The organism is Beijerinckiaceae bacterium, from assembly GCA_004564215.1.
Classification (GTDB): Bacteria; Pseudomonadota; Alphaproteobacteria; order Rhizobiales; family Beijerinckiaceae; genus Methylocapsa.
The window spans coordinates 3,293,058-3,311,088 of the sequence record CP024846.1 but is presented as its reverse complement, the minus strand read 5'-3'; the positions used below and the strand labels follow the sequence as shown (position 1 = coordinate 3,311,088).

At 57.6% G+C, this 18,031-nt stretch carries 18 protein-coding genes; 10 read left to right on the top strand and 8 right to left on the bottom strand.

The window, feature by feature from the left end; translation table 11 throughout:
- Nucleotides 1–2: 2 nt before the first annotated feature.
- Nucleotides 3–209: a hypothetical protein gene (locus tag CU048_15805; protein ID QBR72510.1), complete on the bottom strand. Its 207-nt coding sequence runs from the start codon at nucleotides 207–209 to the stop codon at nucleotides 3–5.
- 246 nt (nucleotides 210–455) lie between these two features.
- Nucleotides 456–842, bottom strand: a complete 387-nt coding sequence (locus CU048_15800; protein ID QBR72509.1) for a hypothetical protein — start codon at nucleotides 840–842, stop codon at nucleotides 456–458.
- A 192-nt stretch (nucleotides 843–1,034) separates the two neighbouring features.
- On the opposite strand from CU048_15800, the gene CU048_15795 reads away from it, so the two are divergent.
- Nucleotides 1,035–2,558, top strand: a complete 1,524-nt coding sequence (locus CU048_15795; protein ID QBR72508.1) for an ATPase — start codon at nucleotides 1,035–1,037, stop codon at nucleotides 2,556–2,558.
- Between the two features lie 7 nt (nucleotides 2,559–2,565).
- Here the strand turns inward: CU048_15795 and CU048_15790 are convergent, their stop codons facing one another.
- The 3 genes from CU048_15790 to CU048_15780 form a co-directional block, all read right to left on the bottom strand.
- Nucleotides 2,566–3,189 (bottom strand): hypothetical protein, encoded by a 624-nt coding sequence (locus CU048_15790; protein QBR72507.1) that lies wholly within the window; start codon nucleotides 3,187–3,189, stop codon nucleotides 2,566–2,568.
- A 235-nt stretch (nucleotides 3,190–3,424) separates the two neighbouring features.
- Nucleotides 3,425–4,171, bottom strand: a complete 747-nt coding sequence (locus CU048_15785; protein QBR72506.1) for a hypothetical protein — start codon at nucleotides 4,169–4,171, stop codon at nucleotides 3,425–3,427.
- Entirely contained in the window at nucleotides 4,164–5,483 is a 1,320-nt protein-coding gene (locus CU048_15780; protein QBR72505.1) for a PAS domain-containing sensor histidine kinase, read from the bottom strand. The genes CU048_15785 and CU048_15780 overlap by 8 nt, the downstream gene beginning before the upstream one ends.
- A 360-nt stretch (nucleotides 5,484–5,843) precedes the next feature.
- On the opposite strand from CU048_15780, the gene CU048_15775 reads away from it, so the two are divergent.
- Nucleotides 5,844–6,158 (top strand): hypothetical protein, encoded by a 315-nt coding sequence (locus tag CU048_15775; GenBank protein ID QBR72504.1) that lies wholly within the window; start codon nucleotides 5,844–5,846, stop codon nucleotides 6,156–6,158.
- Nucleotides 6,159–6,346: 188 nt separating this feature from the next.
- Nucleotides 6,347–6,787 carry a cysteine desulfuration protein SufE gene (locus CU048_15770; GenBank protein QBR72503.1) on the top strand — a complete coding sequence of 147 codons (441 nt, stop codon included), beginning with the start codon at nucleotides 6,347–6,349 and terminating at the stop codon, nucleotides 6,785–6,787.
- Between the two features lie 123 nt (nucleotides 6,788–6,910).
- Here CU048_15770 and CU048_15765 read toward each other — a convergent pair whose 3' ends face one another.
- Nucleotides 6,911–7,333 (bottom strand): MucR family transcriptional regulator, encoded by a 423-nt coding sequence (locus CU048_15765; GenBank protein QBR72502.1) that lies wholly within the window; start codon nucleotides 7,331–7,333, stop codon nucleotides 6,911–6,913.
- A 544-nt stretch (nucleotides 7,334–7,877) separates the two neighbouring features.
- On the opposite strand from CU048_15765, the gene CU048_15760 reads away from it, so the two are divergent.
- The gene (locus tag CU048_15760; GenBank protein QBR72501.1) at nucleotides 7,878–10,022 is read left to right on the top strand and encodes a S9 family peptidase; all 2,145 of its coding nucleotides are present in this window, start codon (nucleotides 7,878–7,880) and stop codon (nucleotides 10,020–10,022) included.
- Between the two features lie 52 nt (nucleotides 10,023–10,074).
- Here the strand turns inward: CU048_15760 and CU048_15755 are convergent, their stop codons facing one another.
- Entirely contained in the window at nucleotides 10,075–11,145 is a 1,071-nt protein-coding gene (locus CU048_15755) for a hypothetical protein (GenBank protein ID QBR72500.1), read from the bottom strand.
- Nucleotides 11,146–11,447: 302 nt separating this feature from the next.
- On the opposite strand from CU048_15755, the gene CU048_15750 reads away from it, so the two are divergent.
- Nucleotides 11,448–12,044 (top strand): superoxide dismutase, encoded by a 597-nt coding sequence (locus tag CU048_15750; protein QBR72499.1) that lies wholly within the window; start codon nucleotides 11,448–11,450, stop codon nucleotides 12,042–12,044.
- Nucleotides 12,045–12,127: 83 nt separating this feature from the next.
- Here the strand turns inward: CU048_15750 and CU048_15745 are convergent, their stop codons facing one another.
- Nucleotides 12,128–12,511 carry a hypothetical protein gene (locus CU048_15745; GenBank protein QBR72498.1) on the bottom strand — a complete coding sequence of 128 codons (384 nt, stop codon included), beginning with the start codon at nucleotides 12,509–12,511 and terminating at the stop codon, nucleotides 12,128–12,130.
- A 172-nt stretch (nucleotides 12,512–12,683) separates the two neighbouring features.
- Here CU048_15745 and CU048_15740 point away from each other — a divergent pair, with 172 nt between their 5' ends.
- From CU048_15740 to glnA, 5 genes are all read left to right on the top strand, one after another.
- Nucleotides 12,684–13,715, top strand: coding sequence for a cysteine synthase A (locus CU048_15740; GenBank protein QBR72497.1), 1,032 nt, complete (start codon nucleotides 12,684–12,686; stop codon nucleotides 13,713–13,715).
- Nucleotides 13,716–14,021: 306 nt separating this feature from the next.
- Nucleotides 14,022–14,876, top strand: a complete 855-nt coding sequence (locus CU048_15735; protein QBR72496.1) for a 3-mercaptopyruvate sulfurtransferase — start codon at nucleotides 14,022–14,024, stop codon at nucleotides 14,874–14,876.
- Nucleotides 14,877–15,272: 396 nt separating this feature from the next.
- Complete coding sequence (locus CU048_15730; protein ID QBR72495.1) at nucleotides 15,273–15,656, top strand: hypothetical protein; 384 nt, start codon at nucleotides 15,273–15,275, stop codon at nucleotides 15,654–15,656.
- A gap of 516 nt (nucleotides 15,657–16,172) precedes the next feature.
- On the top strand, nucleotides 16,173–16,511 hold the full coding sequence (locus tag CU048_15725; GenBank protein ID QBR72983.1) for a transcriptional regulator: 339 nt from the start codon (nucleotides 16,173–16,175) through the stop codon (nucleotides 16,509–16,511).
- Between the two features lie 97 nt (nucleotides 16,512–16,608).
- The gene (gene glnA, locus CU048_15720) at nucleotides 16,609–18,018 is read left to right on the top strand and encodes a type I glutamate--ammonia ligase (GenBank protein ID QBR72494.1); all 1,410 of its coding nucleotides are present in this window, start codon (nucleotides 16,609–16,611) and stop codon (nucleotides 18,016–18,018) included.
- The last annotated feature ends 13 nt before the right edge of the window (nucleotides 18,019–18,031 follow it).

Here is an 18,031-nt window from a genome sequence, read left to right as displayed (position 1 = left end):
TCTTATTTGGTCGAATCGGTTCCCGTCTTGCCACGGCTCTTGCCGGATCGCTTCGCGGCACCACAGGCAGCCCGTTTTGGCTTTGGAGCTTGATCCCTGAGTCGCTCATGCCAAATTCCGGTGAAAATGACGATCATGCCGGGGTCGATCGGCGGCGCCTTCAATCGAGCGTTGTCGGCCGCTGGCTTGAAAGCAATGAGTTCACCCATTCGCCTCGTCTCCAATCATGCGCTTTGCCCTAAGCAGCATTGCTCCTTGCTTCGCCCTGCCTAACGTCCGGCTTGCCAATTAGTTTGACCGAGAGCCTTACCTGAGGCCGGCCAGCTGCTAATGAGACAAAATCCGTAAGTTGGACATGGACATAGGGCGCGTCGCTTTCCCGCCACAAATCTGGTTGGCTGTTAATATCCATGCAAACCTTGTGCGCAGATGGTGTGCCGAAATTAGGCTGAGGATCAAAGAAATTGCGCCAGCCCTGGAATAGCCGCGGCCACCTGGCCCACGCGCTCGTCTCCGGCCTTCTCGCGCGCAAAGGCAAACACCTGCCGTCCGATGGTCTGCATTTCGCTCATGCCAAGGCCAAGACCGGTCAGCCGACCGGCTAGGCCCATCAGGCCGCCGCCCATGGCGCCCATCAAGCTGCCGAGCATGCCGCCATCGCCTGCCTCCGCAGCCGCCGCATCTGCCAATTCGGCCGAGCCCGGAACCGCTGCGAACAAGGCATCCACTTCTTCTTTCGGCCCCTCCTTGCGAAGGAAGGCTAGGATAAAACCGACGGCTTTCCGTGCAGTTTCGGGTTCAATGCTGGCTGCGGCCGCAACACGGGCGATGAGATCTTCCATTTAAAACCTTGCTTGAACTTGAAACTCTATCGAAACTAGCAACGTATTTGCACTTGGCATCCAACTTTGGCGAAAATCAAGCGACGCTCAGGCGGACCAGGATTCGCTCGTGAACGAATGTACATTATCTCATCATGGATACGTATGATGCGCCGCGATGAAAGCGCACCGCCGCCAGTTTGAGGAAATCCCATGGCTGACGATCCCCTGCACGTGCCTGGCCGCATTCTCGTCGGCAAGGGCGATACATATCAATATTTAGACTTGGCTCTCGGCAACCGGCATGGACTCATCGCGGGCGCGACCGGCACCGGGAAGACCGTGAGCCTGCAAGTTCTCGCCGAAGGTTTTTCGCGCGCCGGCACCGCGGTGTTCGCCGCCGATATCAAGGGCGATCTCGCCGGAATAGGCCTGCCGGGCGATTCGAAACCTCACTTCGTCCAAAGAGCGAAGGATATCGGGATTTCCTATGAGCCCGACGATTTTCCGGTCGCGTTCTGGGATCTCGCCGGACAAACCGGACACCCGGTCAGGGCCACGATCTCGGATATGGGACCCTTGCTTCTCTCCCGGCTGCTGGAGCTGAATGACGTTCAGGAAGGCGTGCTCAACATCGCATTCAAGCTCGCCGACGAAGAAGGTCTCCTGCTCATCGATCTCAAAGATCTTCGGGCGCTTCTGCAGCATTTGAGTGCCAACGCGTCCGAGCTGACCGCCCATTACGGGAATGTCGCACCATCGACGATCGGCACAATTCAGAGGCGGCTGCTGGTTCTCGAAAATCAGGGTGCGGCCAATTTTTTCGGCGAGCCGGCGCTCGATATCAATGATTTTCTCCGCACGAGCCCGGATGGGCGCGGCATCGTCAATCTTCTAAGCGCCGAAAAATTGATGCAGACGCCGCGCCTCTACGCAATCTTCCTGTTGTGGATGCTCTCCGAATTGTTCGAAAAATTGCCTGAAGTCGGAGACTTGGAAAAACCGAAACTGGTTTTCTTTTTCGATGAAGCCCATCTCCTCTTCGACAATGCGCCAAAAAATCTTTTAAGCGCGATCGAACAGGTCGTGCGGCTTATTCGCTCAAAGGCGGTCGGAGTTTACTTCGTCACCCAGAATCCAACCGACGTTTCGGAGACGGTTTTGGGGCAGCTCGGCAATCGGGTGCAGCACGCCCTGCGCGCCTTCACGCCGAGAGACCAAAAAATGGTGAAAGCGGCGGCGGACACCTTCCGTCAAAATCCGGCCCTCGATACTCAGACCGCGATCACCCAGCTAGCGGTAGGCGAAGCGCTCGTCTCGATGCTGGACGCCAAGGGAAACCCCACCATCGTGGCCCGCAGCCTGATTGCTCCGCCGACCGCGCGGGTCGGTCCGATCACGCCCGAGGAGCGCCAGCAGCTCATTCAAAAAAGCGGACTTCTCGGCAAGTATGACACAACGATCGACCCCCATTCCGCTTTCGAGGTTCTCCGCGACGAAGCCGCAAAGGGAAAGCCTGATCCCGGCACTTCCGCAGCCGGTTCGGAGGGCGGCTTGCTCGGCTCCATTACGGGCGCGTTCGGCCAACTGTTTGGTAAAACATCGAGTGGAGGCCGCCAACACATGTCGACAGGCGAAATCGCACTTCGCTCTGCGGTTCAATCGGCCGCGCGTGCGGCCGGGACGCGGATCGGCCAAGCCATTTTGCGCGGGATTCTGGGAGGCAGATCCAAATAGGATCTGGCTACGAGGCAAGCTTCTCCGGCGTCAATGCTTGGCAATTATCCGGATGAGGCCATGTGGTTTGGGCGGGATTGGTATTGGTCAGGACAATGGGCGGATCGGCCGGGATGGACTCCCCGTCGCCTTCCAAAGCATCATAGGAAAGAGCGTAAAAGGTCTTATCAACCTCACCCGCTCCAGTCTCCTCCGGCACGCCGATCGGCACCACGGTAAAGCCATTCACCACGAGTTTCCCGCCGCTGGGGATCACCGCTGGAACAACCGCAGGCGTGCCCATCGCCTGTGCGAAACTGGTATCCGCTGCGGCAAAGCGGCGAAGATTACGCTTATTGAACCAATCGGGTGTCCCCATGGGTTTGTTCCCGACGAATTCCTTTTGCTTCATCTCGGCCTGTTGTTTGGCCGTGGTCTGGTCGACGTAAAAGCGGTTTGGAAGGAACGTGAAAACCGCACTGCGCTTCAAATTGTCCAATTCCTCGATTTTGTAGACGACATAGACTTCATTCGGCTTGGTCGGTCTCTCACCGCCTGGCGTCGTGTAGACGTTACACAAACCGACCTGATGATACTGAATGCGGGCGGGCGTGGTGGAATCGCCTCCGCAACCAGACAATGCTCCGATCATCACGGCAAAGCCCGGTAAGGATGATAAGCACAGTCTCGTACCCATCCTGATATCCTCTCAATCCCTGGCGCATGAGAACTCGACTTATGTCAAGCCATCGGTCGCACCAGACTCTAAGTTGGGGATGGGATTAAAGGGCGGCAATACGCCCTGCATTGTTTTGGATCAAATGCGGACATGCTGTCGGCCCTACTAAGGCTTGGCCGTTTGAAGAGGATTGCCCATTTCAATTCGGCTAAATGCCAGCTTCGGCCCGGAGCCTCTTCAGAATGGCTGGTGTGAGTTTCCCATGCACGGGAAGACCCCGATCTCGCTCGAAACGTTCGATGGCGCGTCGCATCGTGGCCCCCTCGACCCCGTCGGGGGTTAAGACAAACCCCAATTTGATCAAGGCGCGTTGCGCCGCGATAATTGTCTTGCGGGGCACCGCGGGCGCGGGTGTCGAGATCGGGGCGGACGGACGGACGGAAGGCGTATCCGGCGCCTTGATCAAATCGGAAATCTCATCGTGCGGATTGGGCGGAGGGACATTGGCGGACGGATGTTGCGGATGTGCGGCCGCGGGTTTTTCTGAAAGCGGCTTCTCGGGCAAGACCTTCTCGGCCGGCAGCTTTTGGGAGGGCTGCCTTTCGACGGGCTTGTCGTGCACTTGAAGCGGCGCGGGCTGCGGCCGGGGCGCAGGAGCCGGTATCGCCTCCGCGATCGCGGGCTCCTTGGGATGGCCCGTCATGGAGGGCCGCGCGAAGAGCGGCGCCGGATGACGAGACTTTTGCCACACAAGCGCGTTGAAGAGGATCGCCATCGTCACCGACAAGAAGAAGCCTATGGCAAGAAGGGTGACATAGCGCCGACCGCGCCGCGCGGTGCGCTTCGAGCCCCGCAGTTTACGGCCGGACAACAGCCGGTCCCGAACTCGCTTCAGTTTCGAGTTCGGTTCGGCCAAAACGAAATCATGATCGGCTGCAGCCAGAGCTTCACGCAATTTTCTTCACCGTCATTTGCTTGCAGAGGTCGTGCTTGTCATTTTGGATCGGCAGGCGGGTTAACGTCTTTATCTCGGCCGAAGTCTTCAGTTCGGTTAAACCGCTGCAGTCGATGGGGAGGCGGACGTGGACGCAGGTTCCCTTGCCCGGTTCGCTTGCCACGGTGATCCTGCCCCCCTGCAGGCCGACGAGGCCGCGCACAATCGAAAGGCCAAGACCACTCCCTTCATCATGGCCATCCGGTAAGGCTTTCGCCTGAAAAAACGGATCGCCGAGATGGGCGAGATCGGGCGCGGAGATCCCGATCCCCGTATCGACGACATGCATGATCAAGGAGTCGGATTCTACTGCCGCGCTGATGGCGACGCTGCCTCCCGACGGCGTAAACTTCAGCGCATTCGACAAGAGATTTAGGAGGATTTGTTTGTACGCGCGCCTGTCGCCCGTGACCTCGACAAGAGTCTCCGGATAGGCGCGCAGCAGCTCGACCCCGCTGTCTCTGGCCTGCAATTTGACCATGTCGCAACATAAATCGATCAGCGGCGCCACGGCAAAGCGCTCGACCTCAACCGGGAAAGAGCCGGATTGAATTTTCGAAATGTCCAATATCGAATTGACCAGGGACAAAAGATGTTGTCCCGATTGGTGAATGATCTCGGCATATTCGCGGAGTTTCTCGGGCTCGACGGGCGCCAGTTGCGGATTGCCGAGAAGCTCCGAAAAACCGACGATCGCATTGAGCGGCGTCCGCAACTCATGGCCCACATGGGCAAGAAAAAGATCCCTGGCCAGACCGACTTTTCCGTCCTCCGCACAAGGAGTTTCGAGGGTTGCTTCGAGATGTTTTTTCTCGGTTATGTCGTGAAAGACGGCAACGACACCTTCGTCGGCATGTTTGTGTTCTCCGTTGCCGGACAGCTCTTCGCTCCGGCGCGCCTGCATGTCGAGCCAAAGGAAAATTGGCTCGGCATAGTCGCCCCGGTCAACCCGGGCGGACCCGCGCCACCGCAAAGTCGTCTTGACCGCTGAGCCAAGTCCGGCATCCGAGATGGCCTTTAGGAACGCGGGTCGGTCGGCGACGTGGACATGTTCGAAAAATCCGCGTCCCATCAATTCGCTCGGCGCCAAACCGAACATTGCTTCGCAATTGGGGCTCAGCGATTTCACAGCGCCAAGCCGGTCATGCCAGACTATGAGGCCGTTCGGGGGAGCCGCCCATGTGCCCCCGCCGTCGGTTCCGGTGGTTTGCCGCGCGCGGCGCAAGCTCCGGATCTTGAGCATTTCGAATCCCGCCGCGACAAGGGCGCTCAACGTTGGAATTCGGCGCAGAATAAAGCCTCGCGCATTCTCTACCGGAGACGCTGACGCGCTCTGGGAGATCCTTTCCTCCGGCTTCCGGGAAAAACGCAAAACGGAACTCCGTACCCCGCCGACTCGATTCCCTGTTGGGTTCGCCGGCACGTAGAGCCTGCCAGACGCTTCTTAACCAAATCCCTTAAAGATCGACCAATCTCGTCGCCAACGGCGCCCAACGCCGGAAAATTTCGCTATGGTATAGAAGCCGTTGCCGGACCTCCCGCAGGGACGAGCCAAAGGTGAACAGGTGCAGCGGCGTTTAGACTTCGTCATTGGCGGGATTTTAATAGGCAACGCTTAACCCAGTTCCGGTTCATGGATTTGCCGGAGGTCTGCCCAATGTGGTTCTTGCTTCGCGCCGCGTTCTGGCTTTCGATCGTCTACGCCTCGATTTTTTGGCCGCAGGACCCTCTAACGGGACCGTCGGGCATCACCCGCAAGGCGCAAGATCTCCTGGGCCGGACGATCGCGACGGCACGCGCCGAGGCGGAAAAAGCCTGTCTTCGCGCTCCGGGAAACTGTCTTGAGAGGGCAATGGGGCTCGGTTCGGCCCTCAACGACTTACGCGTCGGCGCAGGGAGCGCCGCGCCAGCGCCTATGAATGCAACGGCAACGGCGAAAAAACCCTAAAGGCCTTGCGCATCAATAATTTGGCCAACTTATTGATTTTAGGCGATCCCACTCCGATTATTAGTTAGACTGAGAACGTGCGGCAACGGCGATGGGGGACGTTCATTTCCTTGTAATGAAATGCCTAGGAGGCGGCCTGACTGTTGCATAGGTTGGCGTGCCTTGCCCTCAACAGAGTAGGAATGTCTATGTCGGACCAGGGGACCGCAACAAGCCTCGACGAAATCATCGAGAGCTTCGAATTTCTCGACGATTGGGACGATCGCTATCGCTATCTGATCGAACTCGGCCGCAGCCTCGAACCTTTGGATGATTCAGCCCACAATGACGCCAACAAGGTGCGCGGATGCGCCAGCCAAGTTTGGCTCGAAACCCGTGTCGACAAGGATAGTTCGGAAGACCCTGTCCTTTACTTGAAAGGGGACAGCGACGCCCATATCGTGCGCGGCCTGGTGGCTTTGGTGCTGGCCATTTATTCCGGCAAGTCGGCATCGGCCATTCTTGCGACCGATGCCCAAGGATTATTTGAAAGACTGGGGCTTTCAACGCATTTGACGCCACAGCGGTCGAACGGAGTCCGCTCCATGGTGGAAAGGATCAAGCGCGACGCCCATGCAGCCGCCGCATGATGAAGCCCGGCGGACGGAGTCTTGATGCACCTTCCGATGTCGCGGCGCTACGTGTAAACCGCCGGCCCGCGAGGAGAGGCCCCCCTCGCTGAAGACTTGTAATTATGACGGCAAATAGGAGCCTTAGCGGGCTGTTTTACGTCGGCGTTGCTGTCCAAGACCCATTTGTTTGGCAAGGTTGGAACGCGCTTTAGCGTAATTCGGTGCAACCATCGGATAATCGGGCGCGAGACCCCATTTCTCACGGTATTCGTCAGGCGACATATTGTATTGCGTCCGCAGATGCCGCTTCAACGACTTGAACTTCCGCCCATCTTCCAGGCAAACGAGAAACTCGCTGGTGACGGACTTCTTGGCAGGCACCGCAGGCTTTGGCGTTTCGACTGCGACGACGCCTCCGCCGGAGGTGACGCGGAGAATTGCCGAGTGCACGTCATTGATCAGGGTAGGTAGATCGTTCGCAGGCACCGAATTATTGCTGACATAAGCCGACACGATATCGGCGGCCAGCTCGATGTAACTGTTAGAATTCGATGTTTCGCTCATGGCGCTCAAGATCCCGAGTAGAAGGTGTCGCCGATGGTATGCGGGTTAAATAGCGATTGCCTATTATGTACCCAGGGCGGCAAAACCCGGCCAGAAAAAGCCCTTTTAAGTGATCTTCGCGAATCAACTTTCAAGAACTTCTGGCCTTTTTAAGGGCAGCACCCAAGATTTGCAAGTAGCAATGGGCCGACTTTATTGCATTATGGCCAAAAAAAGCGTTGAAACCAGCGTCTGTCCACGAATAATGTTGCATCTGCCCTACCCAGGCAGGCGCTAACGCGTTTTTCCTCAGACATATCATCCACTCGACAAGGAAAAGCGTCACAATCAAAAAGAATCACGTGATTTTTTAAGGATACGTTCCCGTCTTCACGGTCGAGGCAAGCCATTAAAGCTGGCCGCGGCAAAATTATGCGGCCGTGCTCTCGCTATAGTTGAGCAAAAACTTGGTGAGCCCGCTTTCCCCAAAGTGGACTGAGCAAGCAATTTGCTGCAAGTCAGCCGCTCTACCGGAGAACCGCGTTGAAATTCACCAGAGGGGCGAATGCGTAAGACCGAGGATGTCGACACCGCGCCGCAAGTTTGGCCGTTGCAACCGCCGCCAGCCATCGAACAGCGAAAAGCCGAAACGACGGTGCATGGCATCACCTTGAGCGATGATTTCGCATGGCTCAGGGCGGCAAATTGGCAGGACGTTTTGCGCGACCCTGCTGCCCTGCCTGACGATATTCGCAGGGTGATCGAAACCGAAAACGACTATGCGCGAGCGATCCTCGCCCACGCCGCCGAGTTGCGCAAAGAGCTCGTCAAGGAGATGCGCGGGCGGATCAAGGAAGACGACGCGGATGTCCCCTCCCCCGACGGCCCGTGGCTTTATTACACGCGCCATAACCAGGGAGGGCAGCATCCGGTTTTTTGCCGCACCAAGCGGCCGGGTGGCGGTCTTGAGGAAATCCTCCTCGACGGGGATTTCCAGGGCCGTGGGAAGGCATTTTTCGAGATCGGCGCGGTTCACCATGCGCCGGACCACGCCAAGCTGGCCTGGAGTGCCGACGAGACTGGCTCGGAACTTTATTCCATCCGGGTTCGCGGCATCGCCGCAAGGCCCGATAATTCGCAGCCAAAGGACCGCGGAGAAGTCATCACCGACACCGACGGCAGTTTCGTGTGGATGACCGACTCGAACGGCTTCTATTACGTTCGAACCGACGAAAACCACCGCCCCGCAGAGGTCTACAGGCACAGAATTGGCACCGACCCTTCGGCCGATATCTGTGTCTTCGAAGCGCATGATCCTGGACTGTTTATCTTTCTCAAACACAGCCAATCAGGACGCTTCGCCGTCATAAGCATTGCGGATCATGATTCTTCCGAATGCCACCTGCTCGATCTCGCCGATCTCAGTGCGACAGCGCGCCCTGTCGAGCCTCGCGCCCCAGGGTTGCGCTATGACGTGGAAGATCACCAAGACAGGCTCTTCATCCGGACGAACGCCGATGGAGCCGAAGATTTCAAGATTATGAGCGCGCCATTGGCGACCCCAGGAAAGTCGTCCTGGGTCGAGGAAGTGCCGCACCTGCGCGGCCACATGATTATCAGGCTGGCGGTTTATCCGGATTACCTCGTCCGCCTGGAGCGTGCGGGCGGATTGCCGCGCATTGTGGTGCGGCATCTCGCAAGCGGCGACGAGCATGCGATCGCCTTTTCGGAGGAGGCCTATTCTCTGGGGCTCGAAGAGCGTCTCGAATATGAGACCAATACGCTGAGGTTCAACTATTCGTCGATGACCACGCCCTGGGAAACTTATGATTATGATCTCGTCACCCGCGAGCGGATTCTGCGCAAGCGTCAGAGCGTTCCCTCAGGCCACGATCCTTCCCAATATGTAACGCGGCGTTTGTTCGCGAAGGCGCCCGACGGCGAAGACATCCCGATATCGATCCTGCATCGGGCCGGCCTGCGTTTGGACGGATCCTCCCCGGTGCTGCTCTACGGCTACGGCGCCTACGGCTCTCCGGTCCCGGCATCGTTTTCCACCAACCGACTCAGCCTTGTTGATCGCGGTTTCATCTATGCGATCGCCCATGTCCGTGGCGGAACCGACAAGGGATGGCATTGGTACAGCGACGGAAAACTGGGCAAAAAGCCAAATAGCTTTACCGATTTCATTGCCGCGGCGAAATTTCTCATTGCCGCCGGCTATACGGCGCAAGGGAAGATTGTGGCGCAAGGCGGCAGCGCCGGCGGAATGCTCATGGGGGCGGTCGTCAATCTCGCTCCGGAATTATTTGCCGGAGTTATTGCCGATGTGCCCTTCGTCGACGTATTGAACACCATGCTCGATGCAAGCCTGCCGCTCACTCCGCCGGAATGGCTCGAATGGGGCAATCCGATCGCCGACCAAAGCACATTCACGATCATGCGTTCTTATTCACCCTATGAAAATATCGGAGCCAAGCATTATCCGCCGATACTCGCCCTCGGCGGCCTCACTGATCCGCGCGTGACCTATTGGGAACCGTTGAAATGGGTGGCGAGACTTCGGGCCATGATGACGGGCGGCGGTCCGATTCTCTTGAAGACCAACATGGGCGCGGGACATGGTGGAGCACCGGGCCGTTTCGATCATCTGGAAGATGTCGCGCTTCAATACGCATTCGCCCTCGCCTGCGTCGAGGGGAAACTCTAGCCTCTTGCCGTGACACCGACCCATATATTCGAAATAGCTGGCATGCCAGCCGTCACGCTTGGCCTTCCATGAAGGCCTTGAGTTCAGCCATGGACTCGAAGTGAAGGACCCCGCGGTCCGATCGCGCCTCGATCGAGCCATCGGAATACATCACGTAAGATGTTCCTTTCGATTCATATTGACCCACGATCGTGCGGCGATCGCGGAGCGAAGCGGGCCATGACGCATCGGACGACGTGTCATCGGGCGTATCAGACAGATCCTCTTCTTTGAAAGCGGGTTCGTGGCTGGACGGCGCGACATTCGTGCTTTGCGGATCCGGCACGGACTTGGAAAATGTTTCCTCGACGGAGATTTCAGAAATTTGTGTAGTGGCCGGGGGCCATGTCATGCGGAATTCGGATTGTGCCAATAATTCATCGAGGCTGCGCTCCAAATCCTCGCGCACGCCCTCGAATGTAGGCTCTTCAAACTGAGTAGGTTCTGGCAGGACGGGCTCCGTGGCATCGGCAGAAGCTTCTCCTTCTAGACGCTCAACCGGGATCTCCCATTCTACTGTTTTATCTTCCTCAGCCGGCGCATGCATCGACCCGGCAACGACCGGCGGAGCCGGAGGCGCGGCAGAGCCCTTCAAAGAGCCCAGGGAAAACCGCGAGAATCTCGATAGACCAGCCGCCGGGCTCGCAGTCACCTCGGTGTCGACTCGAGCCGTCTCGTCAGGAGCCTCGGAGCTTCTAGCCGTCCCGAAATCAGGACGCGGCATGCGCTCCAGCCATGAGCGCGGAGGAGGCGCAGCGGCTGGCGCGGAGCCGGCGTTTTGAGGCACCGCCGCTTCCAGGCCGAAGGGTTGCAAATCGTCTTCGTCCTCCACCTCTTCCGCAGCAAATTCCTGCGGCGATTGTGTCAGGCGCCCTTGGCTGGTTTGCAGAAAGGCGTAGAGGCCTGAGAGGCGATGCAAGATGAGCGCCAATGCAATCGTCACAATGCCACAGGAGAGCGCCATCGTACCCGCAATGACCCCCGCCCAGCCGCGCTCGACTTGGATGATTCCATAGCTGGCAATGATCACCCAAGCGCCGCCCAACGAGAGCAGTGTTCCCAGACCAAGAATCAAATAGCTCATGTTCTGGTGTCCTTGCCGGTCAACCCTCAACCTTTGGAAAAGAGCGCCCCAGGCCCACATTGCGTGTGACCCAGACGCTTGCGAACTCGCGCGCATTCAAACTCCATCGATCGCTTTGCATTCATTTTTCTGTCGGTCCTTAACGCGGCGCAGATCCTGCAACAAATTGCCTCAGGGATGGGAATATGAAGAGTGGCGGAAACTTTGCCACGCTCCGAAGCTTGTCGATCCGGCCGAGGCCGTTTACTTTTGCGCCCACCGGAAATTGCCGCGTGCCCTGCGTTCGATTCAGGAGTCTCTAAATGTCGTTTACCCTACCAGAACTGCCCTACCCCTATGAAGCGCTCCAGCCTTATCTGTCCAAGGAGACGCTTGAATATCATCACGACAAGCATCACGCGGCCTATGTCACCAACGCGAATAATCTCTTAAAGGACAGCGGACTCGAGGGTAAGTCCTTGGAAGAAGTTGTCAAGGAAAGCTATGGAAAAAACACGCCTCTCTTCAATAACGCGGCGCAGCATTACAACCACTCCGAATATTGGAAATCCATCAAGCCAAACGGCGGCGGAAAAATTCCTGGCGAACTCGAGAAAGCGCTGACCTCAAGCTTCGGCTCGGTCGAAAAAGCCAAGGAAGAGCTGGTTCAGGCGGGGACCACGCAGTTTGGTTCCGGCTGGGCCTGGCTTGTCGTAAAAGATGGCAAGATTTCCGTTTCAAAAACCGCAAATGCTGAGAATCCCCTGATTCAGGGGGGAACCCCGATCCTGACGGTCGATGTCTGGGAGCACACCTACTACATCGATTATCGCAACCGGCGCCCCGATTACCTCAAGGCCTTTGTCGACAATTTGGTGAATTGGGACTACGTGGCCGAGCTATACTCAGCAGCAGCGTAGATCCTTTGGTCCAAAGCTCTTCTGAAATCCGCCGGTGTCGAGAATCGCCCGGCGGATTTCAGTGCCTTCAGTCTTGCGGCATTTCAGTGCTTCTTGACATTGCTTTTCAAAATCGCGGCAAATTCTTCCAACCGGCGCTGGACCGTATTGAAAACCTGATGGACGGTGGCCGTTCGGCTGCGGGACCTCTGCGCACTCGCCCCGCGGGATGTGGATTTGGCCACGATCTTGGGCCGACCCGGAACCTCGACCTCGACGGAAATGGCCAGGGGTTTGACGGCAGCCATGACATTGCGATGGGATGGTTCGACCACGACACGACATCCAATGATATGGGAGTAGACGCGTTCTAGATGCTGAACCCGCTCTCGGATGATCCCGGTCAGAAAGACCGAACGCCCGAGGTCGCGGAAGACGATCTGCAACGGTCTGTCCATGGGCTTGCCTCCTGTCACAGCTTCGACCAAGGCGGCGGTCGCGGCGGTTGCTTAAAATCCACCTGCCGCTTTGCGCCCATCGAACGAGTCGGGCTTCCCTCGGCAACATTCTTGCTAGACCGGGTCGCAAAGCTTACCGGCTCGACAGACCGCGCAGGCAGGTTCTATATCATCAAGATAGCGACGAGGATCTTTGACGCAAATGAGCTTTCCGGAAAATGTGATCGAGGCGATCGGGCGAACCCCGCTCATAAAGCTGCGCCACGCGTCGGAACTGACCGGCTGCACCATTCTCGGCAAGGCCGAGTTCATGAATCCGGGCGGATCGGTCAAGGACCGCGCGGCGATTGCCATCGTCCGAGATGCGGTCAAGCGCGGCGTCCTGCATCCGGGTGGTTTGATTGTCGAGGGCACCGCCGGAAACACTGGAATTGGCCTCGCTCTGGTTGCCAACGCCTTGGGCTACAAAACGGTGATTGTCATTCCAGATACCCAAAGCCAGGAGAAAAAAGATCTCCTGCGCCTGCAGGGCGCCGAGTTGATCGAGGTCCCTGCGGTCGCCTATTCCGACCCGAACAATTACGTCAAGCTCTCCGGCCGGCTGGCTGAACGACTTGCCAAGGAATTTCCGGCGGGTGCGATCTGGGCCAATCAGTTCGACAATGTCGCCAATCGCCAGGGTCATTTCGAAACCACCGGTCCCGAGATTTGGGAGCAAACAGACGGAAGGATCGATGGGTTCACCTGCGCCGTCGGCACCGGTGGAACGCTTGCCGGCGTTGCCCTCGCCTTGAAGCTCAAGAACCCGAATATCAAGATCGCCATTTCCGATCCTTTAGGGGCGGCGCTTTATGCCTATTACACAAGCGGCGAATTGAAATCGAGCGGCTCGTCGATCACGGAAGGGATCGGTCAAGGCCGGATAACCGCCAACCTCGCGGAGGCGCCGGTCGACCTCGCCTATCAGATCCCGGACGACGAAGCCTTGCCGATCCTCTTTGATCTGGCCGAGCATGAAGGACTTCTGCTTGGCGGCTCGTCAGGCATTAATGTCGCCGGCGCGATTCGGCTCGCCAAGGACCTTGGGCCAGGGCACGTCATCGTGACCATCCTCGCCGATTCCGGCGTGCGGTACCAATCGAAACTGTTTAACCCCGAATTCCTGCGCGCGAAAAATCTGCCCGTCCCGGATTGGATGGAACGCAAGCCGTCGATCAAGCCGGATTTTGTCTGACCGCTGCCTTTGGACTGAAGAGGCTATGACCAGCCGTTGACGTCTGATGCCAGGCACCGAACTCAGCGATAAAAAATGATCACGAAGGAAAAAGCGGCGGCCCAGATCGCGAAGGCAAGGGCGGGGCAGAACTCTTGGTTGCGGAACATGGCAGGCTCTGGCAGTTCGAATAGGGTGCGAGCGAAACCATGCAGGAATGGAACAGGGATCAGTGTGAGAAACCGCACGGTTTAAGCAGCACGGCTTTCGTCGCCATGCGTTCACCCAGCTCGAACCTATCTTAATTTTGCTCCGTTCGGAGGCGGCATGCCTGAAGTCAACGAGTCCCTTTTTGTTTCGACCGCGTGGATCGAGGAGAATTTAAATTCTCCCGATCTCGCCATCATCGACGGAACTTTTTTTCTGCCGGATGAAAATCGCGACGCTCGTGCCGAATATCTTGAGGGCCACATCCCAGGCGCGGTTTTTTTCGACATCGATGCGATCGCCGATCATACGACCAACTTACCGCATATGCTTCCGCAGCCCGCGGATTTCGCCGCCGCCATGAACGCGCTCGGATTCAGCGAGACCATGCGGTTCGTTGTGTATGATTCATCGAACCTGCAAGGCGGCGCGCGGGTGTGGTGGACCTTGAAGATTTTTGGGGTCAAGGAGGTAAGGCTTTTGGCCGGCGGGATGCCGCGATGGCGGACTGAAGGACGCCCGTTGGAAAAAGGGCCTGTGCATCGCCCCCCACGTCGGTTCGCCGTTAATTTCGATTCGCGCGCCGTCGCCAATGCGGAAGAGGTGAAGCGGGCTAGCGAAACGGGTTCGGCGCAAATTGTCGATGCGCGCGCGGCTCCGCGGTTCAGCGGCGCCGTGGCCGAGCCGCGGCCTGGATTGCGCTCGGGCCATATTCCCAGCAGCTTCAATTTGCCGTGGCGAGAGCTGGTCGCGTCCGGCGAAATCAAACCTTCCGATCAAGTCAAATCTATTTTTGAGAAGGCCGGCGTGAACCTCGATCGGCCGGTGATCACCACCTGCGGCTCTGGTGTGACCGCCGCTATTCTCCTGGCCGCTCTTGCCTCGACGGGGAAGAAGGATGTCATTCTTTATGACGGGTCATGGGCTGAATGGGGCGGGCGCCAGGATTTGCCGGTTGCCCACAAGGAATCATGAGCTTTGTCATACCCACGAACAACTTGCGTGTCGGCTGGAAATCCCACGGCAATATTCATTGGCCGCAGCAAAAAAGCTTGACGCGGCATAAGGTTGCGCTAGCATAGTTATATGCATGAATGACTTGAAACCTTAGTGTGTTTCTGAGCGTTCGATGCTTAAGTGGAACATCCGACGGCCGTCGGATGTGGTTGGGTCCAACGCGGCACGCGCTAGCGTTATTCTCCAGGATCGAACCAGCTGGCCCTGAGAGGCTTCCACGTTTCCCCTCCCTTCTTGGGGGGCTACCCACTTTCAGAGCTCCGATGCCGACCCTCCGTCTCCTGTTCGGGCCGGCTGGCCCGGCTAAGCACGGAAGGGGAATGCAACCGTCTCGAGACATTAGGAGTGACACAAATGTGTGACTATTCGCTTGAAATGTACGCCTCCCGGCCTGCACGCGAGTCCGAGAAGTATGTAACCACACGTTTTCCTTCGGGAAGCATCGGCCTCGCCGCCCCCGGCGATTGCACAACGGCAGTCTGTGTTCAATATGATACCCGCCTCAAGCTCGAAGGTATCTCGAGCGATCTGCAAACCCGCTTGGGCGTCAAAGCCGAGGAACAGGTCACGTTCGCGCGACTTGAACATGGCGCTTATCGCGATGGTATTAAATTCGCGAATGGCAAAGAAATCTCCCTGCAGCTTCTTGGCTCAGGTGTTGGAGCAAGGCTCGTCGAGACAGCAGAAAAACCCGAGATCGTCCGCGAACGTCGCGACGCTTTCGAAACCGTGGAATAAGGCCAAACCTCTTACGACCCGCTCCATGCCCTTGGCATGCGGCGGGTCTCTTTTTGCCTTCTCCGGTCTTCCCTGACGGGACAGTGCGGCCAAAGGCTTGATGCCTCGGTCGAGGCACGCCCGGTCTCCCCTCACCCTCTTAACATCGGACAACGTCCGACGCCGGCCAGGGATAGGCCGAGCCGAACCTTGCCCGTTTCCCCGCTCGGTTGCCGATCCGGCCGTCGCGGGCTTGCCTTGACGCCCACCGCGCTGAGGTTTCCTAAAAGTTCGACACCCGTTTCTGCCCGTTTCCCGAATCTGACTTTCAGACCCTTCTTTCGGTTATTTCGGCCAGGTGGCCCGCGATTTGCGTCCAGCGAATCGGCAAACCAGCGAACGCCGCTCCTCGGCCCAGCTTAGTTTTGCTTGGCAGTTCTCTGTGGCAGGTGTATGAGCCGGATAAGCTTGCTCCTGGACGGTTTCCTTCCCGTTCGCCGAGGCGACACACGAAAATAAGTCCAACAAAAGATGCAAATGAAGAAAATCGAGGCGATTATCAAACCCTTCAAACTCGATGAGGTGAAAGAGGCCCTTCGCGAAGCGGGCGTCTCCGGTATCACCGTCACCGAAGTCAAGGGCTTTGGACGGCAGAAGGGCCACACCGAACTTTATCGCGGTGCGGAATATATCGTCGATTTCCTTCCCAAGGTTAAAATCGAAGTGGTCGTTTCCGAAGCCAGCGCCGGCCTCGCCGCCGAGGCGATCCGGAAAGCCGCCCAGACCGGGCGGATCGGAGACGGGAAAATATTCATCTCAGACGTGGAAAACGCGATCCGTATCCGCACCGGTGAAACTGGAACGGATGCGATTTGACGCGCGGATTGCCGCAAACGCGCGGATTACCGCAAAATAGCAATCGGCTGCCCCCGTTCCTCACCCTTACGATCATTCCAGGACAAAGAGGTAAAATATGAAGACCGCCAAGGATGTGCTTAAGACAATTAAAGACCAGGATATCAAATACGTCGATCTGCGCTTTACCGATCCGCGCGGCAAGTGGCAGCATGTGACTTTCGACATCACCATGATCGACGAGGAAATTTTCTCCGAAGGGACGATGTTCGACGGCTCGTCGATTTCCGGCTGGAAGGCCATCAACGAGTCCGATATGACCTTGATGCCGGATCCGACCACGGCCGTGCTCGACCCCTTCTTTGCGGCGCCCACCCTGTCGATCATTTGCGACATTTTGGAACCGTCAACCGGCGAACCCTATAACCGCGATCCGCGCGGAATCGCCAAGAAGGCCGAAGCCTATGCGGCCTCCGCGGGGATCGGTGATGCCACTTACTTTGGCCCGGAAGCCGAGTTCTTCGTGTTCGACGACGTCCGCTTCAAATCCGATCCCTATAATACGGGCTTCATCCTCGACTCCTCCGAACTGCCCTCGAACACGGATACACCTTACGAGGGCGGCAACCTTGGTCACCGCATTCGCACAAAAGGCGGCTATTTCCCCGTTCCGCCGCAGGATTCGGCGCAGGATATGCGCGGCGAAATGCTGGCCGCCATGGCGCAGATGGGCGCCAAGGTGGAAAAGCACCACCATGAAGTGGCCTCCGCGCAGCATGAGCTCGGACTGAAATTCGGTCCGTTGACGACGATGGCCGATCACCTCCAGATTTATAAATATTGTATCCACCAGGTTGCCCAAAGTTACGGCAAGACGGCGACCTTCATGCCGAAACCGGTTTTCGGCGACAATGGTTCGGGGATGCATGTCCATCAGTCGATCTGGAAAGACGGCAAGCCGGTGTTCGCCGGCAACAAATATTCCGATCTCAGCCAGGAATGCCTTTACTATATTGGCGGGATCATCAAGCACGCGCGCACTCTGAACGCGTTCACCAATCCCTCGACAAATTCCTATAAGCGCTTGGTGCCCGGCTATGAGGCGCCGGTTCTGCTCGCCTATTCGGCCCGCAACCGGTCCGCATCCTGCCGTATTCCCTATACGTCGAACCCCAAGGCGAAGCGCGTCGAGGTCCGTTTCCCGGATCCGATGGCCAACCCCTATCTCGCCTTCTCGGCCATGCTCATGGCGGGCCTCGACGGAATCCTGAACAAGACCGATCCGGGTCAGGCGATGGACAAGGATCTCTACGATTTGCCGCCGAAGGAATTGAAGAAAATTCCGACCGTCTGCGGCTCGCTGCGTGAAGCCCTCGTCAATCTCGACAAGGACCGCAATTTTCTCAAATCAGGCGGTGTCTTCGACGATGACTTCATCGATAGCTATATCGAACTGAAGATGGCCGAGGTGATGCGTTTCGAAATGACCCCCCACCCGGTCGAATTCGATATGTATTATTCGCTCTAAGCATCGCCTACTT

Excerpts from the sequence above, each read along its gene's own strand:
- CU048_15805 (QBR72510.1), bottom strand. The coding sequence starts at position 209 with ATGGGTGAACTCATTGCTTTCAAGCCAGCGGCCGACAACGCTCGATTG.
- CU048_15800 (QBR72509.1), bottom strand. The coding sequence starts at position 842 with ATGGAAGATCTCATCGCCCGTGTTGCGGCCGCAGCCAGCATTGAACCC.
- CU048_15795 (QBR72508.1), top strand. The coding sequence starts at position 1,035 with ATGGCTGACGATCCCCTGCACGTGCCTGGCCGCATTCTCGTCGGCAAG.
- CU048_15790 (QBR72507.1), bottom strand. The coding sequence starts at position 3,189 with ATGATCGGAGCATTGTCTGGTTGCGGAGGCGATTCCACCACGCCCGCC.
- CU048_15775 (QBR72504.1), top strand. The coding sequence starts at position 5,844 with ATGGATTTGCCGGAGGTCTGCCCAATGTGGTTCTTGCTTCGCGCCGCG.
- CU048_15770 (QBR72503.1), top strand. The coding sequence starts at position 6,347 with ATGTCGGACCAGGGGACCGCAACAAGCCTCGACGAAATCATCGAGAGC.
- CU048_15765 (QBR72502.1), bottom strand. The coding sequence starts at position 7,333 with ATGAGCGAAACATCGAATTCTAACAGTTACATCGAGCTGGCCGCCGAT.
- CU048_15760 (QBR72501.1), top strand. The coding sequence starts at position 7,878 with ATGCGTAAGACCGAGGATGTCGACACCGCGCCGCAAGTTTGGCCGTTG.
- CU048_15755 (QBR72500.1), bottom strand. The coding sequence starts at position 11,145 with ATGAGCTATTTGATTCTTGGTCTGGGAACACTGCTCTCGTTGGGCGGC.
- CU048_15750 (QBR72499.1), top strand. The coding sequence starts at position 11,448 with ATGTCGTTTACCCTACCAGAACTGCCCTACCCCTATGAAGCGCTCCAG.
- CU048_15740 (QBR72497.1), top strand. The coding sequence starts at position 12,684 with ATGAGCTTTCCGGAAAATGTGATCGAGGCGATCGGGCGAACCCCGCTC.
- CU048_15735 (QBR72496.1), top strand. The coding sequence starts at position 14,022 with ATGCCTGAAGTCAACGAGTCCCTTTTTGTTTCGACCGCGTGGATCGAG.
- CU048_15730 (QBR72495.1), top strand. The coding sequence starts at position 15,273 with ATGTGTGACTATTCGCTTGAAATGTACGCCTCCCGGCCTGCACGCGAG.
- CU048_15725 (QBR72983.1), top strand. The coding sequence starts at position 16,173 with ATGAAGAAAATCGAGGCGATTATCAAACCCTTCAAACTCGATGAGGTG.
- glnA (QBR72494.1), top strand. The coding sequence starts at position 16,609 with ATGAAGACCGCCAAGGATGTGCTTAAGACAATTAAAGACCAGGATATC.